Source organism: Okeania sp. SIO2C9, assembly GCF_010672455.1.
Classification (GTDB): Bacteria; Cyanobacteriota; Cyanobacteriia; order Cyanobacteriales; family Microcoleaceae; genus Okeania.
Map to the genome: position 1 here is coordinate 89,511 of NZ_JAAHGO010000033.1, position 7,080 is coordinate 96,590.

Genomic DNA, 7,080 nt, shown 5'->3' on the forward strand with positions numbered 1-7,080 from the left:
ATTACAAAGTTTGTTTTAGAGTCTTCATATTTTTCTCGATCGAGACTTATGCAAGGACAGTATATATAGTGTATCCTAGTAACATTAATCTACCTTTCCCCAGAAATTTATCTAATGTTGGCAGAAGACCCGCGCTCTCCTGAAAGGGAGCGTCGGGATGAATGCCAACCCGTGCTATAATAAAACTACTTAATATTGGTATCAGAGTCGAAAACATTGAAAGCCAGATACAAGTATCGTATATACCCAAACAGGGTGCAAATAACCAAACTGAATCAATTATTTGGTTGTTGTAGATACGTTTGGAATAGCACATTAGCACATTGTAATGAACTATATTCTGACGGTCAAAAGAAACCTAGCTATGTTGATTTAACTAAACAATTCATAACTCAAGCTAAAAAAGAGTTAGTTTGGTTAAAGGAAGTTGCATCTACTCCATTACAACAATCTCTCAAAGATTTAGACCAAGCTTACAAAAACTTCTTTGATAGTTGCACTGGAAAACGGAAAGGGATTAAGGTTAAACCACCAAAGTTTAAGTCCAGAAAATCCAGACAAACTGCGAGATTTGTCGGAGGTAATTACAAAATTGGTCAAGATAAAATCTATTTACCAAAGGTAGGCAAGATAAAAATTGTTTGGTCTAGAAAATTGCCTAGTGAGCCTAGTTCTCTAACAATAACCAAAGACTCAGCTAACCGTTATTTTGCTAGTTTTGTAGTCGAAATAAATCCTGAACTGTTACCTAAAACTAACAACTCAATAGGCATTGATTTAGGCATTTCAACTTTTGCAACTTTGAGTAACGGAGATAAAATTAATGCACCAAAACCTCTGAAAAACAACCTCAAAAAGTTAGCTAAATTTCAACGTAAGTTTGCTAAAACCGAGTTAGGTAGTAAACGCCGTGAAAAGGCCAGAATACTAATTGCTAAACTGCATGCAAAAGTCAAAGACATTCGCACAGATTTTCTGCACAAGTTGTCAACTGATTTGGTTAAAAAATATGACAAAATTGTGCTAGAGGACTTGAATGTTTCTGGTATGGTTAAAAACTGCAAGTTAGCTAGAGCAATTAGCGATCTAGGGTGGAGACAGTTTAGAACTTTAACTGAGGCTAAGTGTGAAAAATATGGCAAAGAATTTAGAACTATTTCTAGGTGGGAACCCACTTCTCAAAAGTGTTCTAATTGTGGCTTTAAAGGTGGCAAGAAAGAACTAAATGTCAGGGAGTGGACTTGCTTGAATTGCGGTACATTCAATGATAGAGATGTTAATGCTGCTATTAATATTCTTAATGTAATTCAACCAAAAACCAAGGTTGAAATAGTTGAAGAAACAGTGGTAGAAATACCTGTACAATTATCACTTTTCAATGAAGTCGCCGAGGGTCAACCGGAGACAGTTAAACGGACGCGGAGGAAACGTCAGACTGGCAAGCCAGCAGATTCTAATGATGTGTCAACTCGCCCTGAGTTTTTCAAGCAACTTGGTTTGTTTGAATGATGGATGGGAATCCCGCGCTGTCTCGCAGAGCAGCGTCGGGAGGATGTCAAGCCACCCCTGTATGCTCAACTTTACAGAATCTTTAATTTTGCTGATGGTGTTTTTAGTAGTCGAAATCAGTGGAATTAATTACCGAATAAAGCTTTAAGCTATGAAGTTATACAAAAATAAATTATGAAGTTTTGATGAAGCTATATTTGATAGTACATCTATCTTATGAGAAATGCTATATTAGCTTTTAGCATTCAGATATCAGCTTCTAGTATCTCTGGGTTTAAATCTCCATCCCCGATTTCTATAAACCGGAAGGTGCACAGACGGGTTTAAATTCCCTTCTAAATCTCTATTGCTTATTGTTAATTCCATTTAGCAATAAGAGGTAATACTATTTACTCATGCATTAATGTTACCCTTGGAAGGTGGTAAAAATAACTAGATAAATCATAGAGCTTACTTAACAATAAAATTACTTCCATAAATAGCATTTAGAAATAGAAAACTCAAGTCTAGCAGAGTTTTTGATAATTGGTATAATATCTTCTAAACAAACATCAGCTTAGAAAGTTAGAGAGCGAAAAACTAAACTAATTATTTCATAGTAAAAAGGATTTAGTTTACATAGAGGTGGAATCTTTAAAACTATACGCCCCCCAAAAATTAATATCTCTGGCGAACGGGCATTGAGCTGGAATTAATTGGCATAATTTTTTAGCAAATTTAGGTTGCCTGCTATAGAAAATTCCATTCAACAATAAGGAGTAACATCTTCTAAACAAACATCAGCTAAGAAAGTTAGGGCACGAAAACGTAAAGTCATTAATTCATAGTAAAAAGGATTTATTTTACATAGAGGTGGAATATGCAAAACTTTACGACCAAAGAATTTAATATCTCTGGCAAAGGGGCATTGAGCCGGAATTAATTGACATAATTTTCTGGCAAATTCAGGATTATTAATATCTATATTTTCTATAAAATTACGACAAGGTTGTAGCAAAAAATCTATAGGCTTTTGGGGATAATTATTGGTAGTCGTTTGCATATTTTTACTCCTATTATTTTGAATTAATTGTAATGATGATAGATAGTTGAAAAAAAGAGAATTACGATTAGTAAATACTGCACTCAAGAGCATGAGGATTTTGTCTACAGTAATCATCAAACATAGAAGCTATTTGCTGCTTCTGTCGATTAGCTATATTACCTAGAAACTCTTCATATATTTGCCAAGCAATTGGAGATTTAGCACTGTCAATATCTTCTAAATTCGTAGCTGAATATGTATTTGTAAATGTTGTGATAATTGACCTTTCTGAACTGCTACTCAACATATCTTTTGCTCTTCTTTACTTCATACTTTTAATATACACATAATAAAAACAGATGACAATACATTTTTTATATAAAAAATATTTATCAATTATAGGCAGAGCTTATCTGCCCAACCAAATGTCTTTGAATGAAAAGTCAATAGTCTAAAGAGAAAGAATATTTTGATTAGGAGTTACACAGATACGCTATATATAGCGCTCGAAACTATTGTCCAATAGTACTTGCACTATATAAATAGTGCCTTTGCGTAAGCCCTGTTGATAATACAGTTTCGCGATCGCTATATAAGCAGATTTCATGTCAGTAATTAATTTTTATTTTCAAAAATATATTTAAAATAGTAATTTCTCCTAGTAGACTGACACAGCTAAAACTGTGCAATAGATTTTTGTATTCTATAGATGTCTTTTTCTCCCTACACTTCCCACACTCCCCACCTTCCCCATCCTCCCCACACTCCCTACACTTCCCACACTCCCTACACTTCCCACCCTCCCCACACTCCCCACACTCCCCACACTCCACACACTCCCCACACTCCCAACCCTCCCCACACTCCCCACACTCCCCCTGTTGAGGCAAAACTTAGACGGTGCTTTGATGAACTATAATTTGAGGATATTTTGCTCAAAAATTGGCAAAAAAATATATAAAGCTACCTGTGAAGGAGACTAAGAAGATAAATATGAAAATTCTGGGAATCTCAGCTTATTACCACGACAGCGCCGCCGCCCTAGTATGTGAAGGAAAAATTATCGCCGCCGCCCAAGAAGAAAGATTTTCTCGTAAAAAACACGATGCCAGATTTCCCAAAAATGCTATTTCCTATTGCCTGAAAGAAGCCAACATAGAATTCCTCGACCTAGACCAAGTAGTTTTCTACGACAAACCCTTAATCAAATTCGAGCGACTTCTAGAAACTTACCTTAGTTATGCTCCTAAAGGTTTTCGGTCTTTTCTCATGGCAATGCCAATTTGGTTAAAAGAAAAACTATATTTAAAGACACTTTTAAGAAGAGAATTAGCCACATTAGGTAAATGTAAGTCATCCCAAATTCCTCAACTGATGTTTACAGAACATCATCAAGCTCATGCAGCTTCAGCTTTTTTCCCCAGTCCCTTCGACCGTGCTGCGGTAATGTGTCTTGATGGAGTGGGAGAGTGGGCGACTACTTCGGTTTGGTTGGGAGAAGGAAATAAACTTACTCCCCAGTGGGAAATAGATTTTCCTCATTCATTGGGTTTACTCTACTCGGCTTTTACTTATTACACGGGTTTCAAAGTCAACTCTGGGGAATACAAACTTATGGGTTTAGCTCCCTACGGAGAACCTAATTATGTAGACTTGATTTTAAATAACCTCATAGACTTAAAAGCTGATGGTACTTTCCGGTTGAATATGGAATATTTCAACTATACGACTGGGTTGACTATGACTAATGAGAAATTTGACAAACTTTTTGGCGGACCTCCTCGCAAAGCTGAAACTAAAATTAGTCAACGAGAAATGGATATTGCTGCTTCTATTCAGAGAGTAACTGAGGAAGTAGTTTTACGTCTGAGTCGCACAGTGCAAAAAGAATTGAATGCTGACTACCTTTGTTTGGCAGGGGGAGTTGCTCTCAATTGTGTGGCGAATGGCAAGATTTTACGGGAAGGTATTTTTAAAGATATTTGGGTTCAACCTGCTGCGGGAGATGCTGGTGGAGCGTTGGGTGCTGCTTTAGCTATTTGGTACGAATATCACGACCAACCACGGGTAATAGAAAAAGTGGTTGAGAATATTCCAGAAAAGGAATTAATTTCTGTGGAGTCTGGAAATTCTGCTGTTTCTGTAGCAAAACCTCCTGTTTGTCCTGCTCCGAATGACATGATGCAGGGAGCTTACCTCGGACCGAAATTTGCAGATGAGGAAATTCGGGAATATCTGGATGCTATTCAGGCAAAATATGAATATTTGCCAGATACAGAATTAATGCCACGGTTAGCAGAAATTTTAGATAACGGCAATGTGGTGGGATGGTTTCAAGGTCGGATGGAATTCGGACCCCGTGCTTTGGGAGGGCGGTCTATTATTGGCGACCCCCGGAATCAAAAAATGCAGTCGGTGATGAATTTGAAGATTAAGTATCGGGAGTCTTTCCGACCTTTTGCTCCTTCAGTTTTGGCGGAACGGGTTTCCGATTATTTCGACATTCAACATTCTAGTCCTTATATGTTGTTGGTAGCTCCGGTGCAGGAGAATTTGTTAATTCCAATGACTGAGGAACAAAAGCAGTTGTTTGGAATTGAGAAATTGAATGTGCCGCGATCGGAAATTCCGGCTATTACTCATGTTGATTATTCGGCGAGAATTCAAACTATCCATCAAGAAACTAACCCTCGGTATTATGATTTGATTCAGCATTTTGAGAAGTTGACGGGATGTGGGGTAATAGTGAATACATCTTTTAATGTAAGAGGTGAACCAATTGTTTGTACGCCCGAAGATGCTTATCGGTGTTTTATGCGGACTGAGATGGATTATTTGGTGGTGGAGAATTTTTTGATGGCGAAGACTCAGCAGATTCCTTGGGAAAAGGATGAGTCTTGGAAACAGGAATTTGAGTTGGATTAGAAAGAATTAATTAAACGTTAATATGGCGAAAAACTAGATAGTGATTGCTCTTGTAGTGTATTGACCTAGCTAACTTTTTGCATTATATCATTATCATTGGAGCAAGTTCATGTGATTTAGAGATGTCCACAGCTACCTGAAAGGACTTCCCTCTTTGGTTTCATGCTCTGCCCTCCAATGGTTAAAGCAAGTAGATAGTTTGTCTCATGCTTATCAAATAAGTGCAACATAATAGCAAATATAGGACTTACGCAGAAACGCTATAAATAGTACCTTTGCGTAAGTCTTGAAATAAATATTTGATTAGAACAATAGTATGATGAATCAAAATAAATTTTTACTGTCTAGTAATTTATCAAAGGGCTTCATATCATGGTGTCTAGATAATCCTACAACAGCTATTGCTTTTGGTATATATCTTATATTTCAAGTTTTAGTATTTATTGGTGTAATGGATGTGTCAAATGTCCAGAAGTTTGTTCCTGCCTTTTTTGGAACAATTCTCTTACTAATTTCGACAAATGCACTTAAATCTAATCGCCAAATTGAGGATCTCAAAAACTATTTCGATCATGACAAAGTAGAGTTTATAGACCGAACTCATATTTTTTTTGAAAGATTAACTAGCCTGCTACATGAAGAATCTACAATTGATGTTCTTTATGTTTCTAAAAATCCAATGACAACTTTTACACATCCCTCTGTTCAGCTTTATAGAGATAAACTAAATAAACTTATCACCGAAAACTCACAAAACTTTATGATGAGAAGGTTAATTGTCTTAAACTCTGAAGCGAAAGCAGAGTGGATATGCAACTTATTTGAGAAATACAAACAGTATCCCAGCTACTACATGAGAACACTGGAGACAAGTTTTGATACTGCATTCACAGGCTATCTTATAGTCAATCAACGCTATTGCTTTATGATTATGCCTAGAGAACCAGATTCAGCGGTAAAAACAGTGGCTATTGATAGTGAAACAGTTAGTCAAACCTTCCTAGAAAGATACAATGAATTATGGAAGTCAGCCACTATTGTAGATGATGGTTATTGTGAATATCTTAAGAATAACTGTGTTTAACCATTCAGATTCAATATGGAATGTAACGCACCATCTATATTCCAATTTTTGTCTGTCAAGCTGATGCTTTTTCCTAAATAATGCTTTGCATATTCTAAAAATGAAAATGAACAACCCACCCCACCCAGGCGAAGTGCTTAAAGAACTCTACATTTAACCTTTGAATCTTATCGTTACTGAGATCGCAGAAGCTTTAGGTGCTAGCCAAGAAACATTGCTATCGCAAATATTATTGACACCCTTAGACAAGCTTTGCTAATCTTCAGTAAAGTAATTCAATGTAAGTAATGGCCAAATCTCACGGTTCCTTAACAGGGATAGAAGCAAAAATTGAATATCATCCTGTTTTTGAGGAACTGGGAGAATTGTATGAATCCTGGAAACGGTCTGCTGTCAATTGGATGCAAACTGAGAAGTTGTCAGAATCAGAAGTAGAAAAGCGTCTAATGAAGCGGTTTAACATCCAATGGGCATGGGCTGATTCAATTGCTACTGAAGCCACTCAATGTTTAAACCAATTAAAAACAGCTAAGGATAA

Annotated in this window: 9 protein-coding genes; 4 read left to right on the forward strand and 5 right to left on the reverse strand. The window is 36.6% G+C overall.

Annotation, left to right across the window (positions count from 1 at the left end):
* Positions 1 to 216 precede the first annotated feature (216 nt).
* On the forward strand, positions 217 to 1,509 hold the full coding sequence (locus F6K23_RS23315; RefSeq protein ID WP_293160231.1) for an RNA-guided endonuclease TnpB family protein: 1,293 nt from the start codon (positions 217 to 219) through the stop codon (positions 1,507 to 1,509).
* Positions 1,510 to 2,065: 556 nt separating this feature from the next.
* Here F6K23_RS23315 and F6K23_RS42055 read toward each other — a convergent pair.
* The 5 genes from F6K23_RS42055 to F6K23_RS23335 all read right to left on the reverse strand — a co-directional run bounded on the left by F6K23_RS42055 (position 2,066) and on the right by F6K23_RS23335 (position 3,472).
* Positions 2,066 to 2,173 carry a Mo-dependent nitrogenase C-terminal domain-containing protein gene (locus F6K23_RS42055; protein ID WP_367267793.1) on the reverse strand — a complete coding sequence of 36 codons (108 nt, stop codon included), beginning with the start codon at positions 2,171 to 2,173 and terminating at the stop codon, positions 2,066 to 2,068.
* Complete coding sequence (locus tag F6K23_RS42060) at positions 2,124 to 2,285, reverse strand: Mo-dependent nitrogenase C-terminal domain-containing protein (RefSeq protein ID WP_367267791.1); 162 nt, start codon at positions 2,283 to 2,285, stop codon at positions 2,124 to 2,126. The genes F6K23_RS42055 and F6K23_RS42060 overlap by 50 nt, the downstream gene beginning before the upstream one ends.
* The gene (locus F6K23_RS23325) at positions 2,255 to 2,551 is read right to left on the reverse strand and encodes a Mo-dependent nitrogenase C-terminal domain-containing protein (RefSeq protein WP_293160233.1); all 297 of its coding nucleotides are present in this window, start codon (positions 2,549 to 2,551) and stop codon (positions 2,255 to 2,257) included. The genes F6K23_RS42060 and F6K23_RS23325 overlap by 31 nt, the downstream gene beginning before the upstream one ends.
* Before the next feature lie 67 nt (positions 2,552 to 2,618).
* Positions 2,619 to 2,840, reverse strand: coding sequence for a CP12 domain-containing protein (locus F6K23_RS23330; protein ID WP_293160235.1), 222 nt, complete (start codon positions 2,838 to 2,840; stop codon positions 2,619 to 2,621).
* A gap of 479 nt (positions 2,841 to 3,319) precedes the next feature.
* A complete protein-coding gene (locus F6K23_RS23335) occupies positions 3,320 to 3,472 on the reverse strand; it encodes a hypothetical protein (RefSeq protein WP_293160237.1) in 153 nt (50 codons plus the stop codon).
* Positions 3,473 to 3,526: 54 nt separating this feature from the next.
* On the opposite strand from F6K23_RS23335, the gene F6K23_RS23340 reads away from it, so the two are divergent.
* The 3 genes from F6K23_RS23340 to F6K23_RS23350 form a co-directional block, all read left to right on the forward strand.
* A complete protein-coding gene (locus F6K23_RS23340) occupies positions 3,527 to 5,458 on the forward strand; it encodes a carbamoyltransferase (RefSeq protein ID WP_293160239.1) in 1,932 nt (643 codons plus the stop codon).
* A 316-nt stretch (positions 5,459 to 5,774) separates the two neighbouring features.
* Positions 5,775 to 6,542, forward strand: coding sequence for a hypothetical protein (locus F6K23_RS23345; protein WP_293160241.1), 768 nt, complete (start codon positions 5,775 to 5,777; stop codon positions 6,540 to 6,542).
* Between the two features lie 287 nt (positions 6,543 to 6,829).
* On the forward strand, positions 6,830 to 7,080 hold a 251-nt coding region (locus tag F6K23_RS23350; RefSeq protein WP_293160243.1), incomplete at its 3' end, for a hypothetical protein.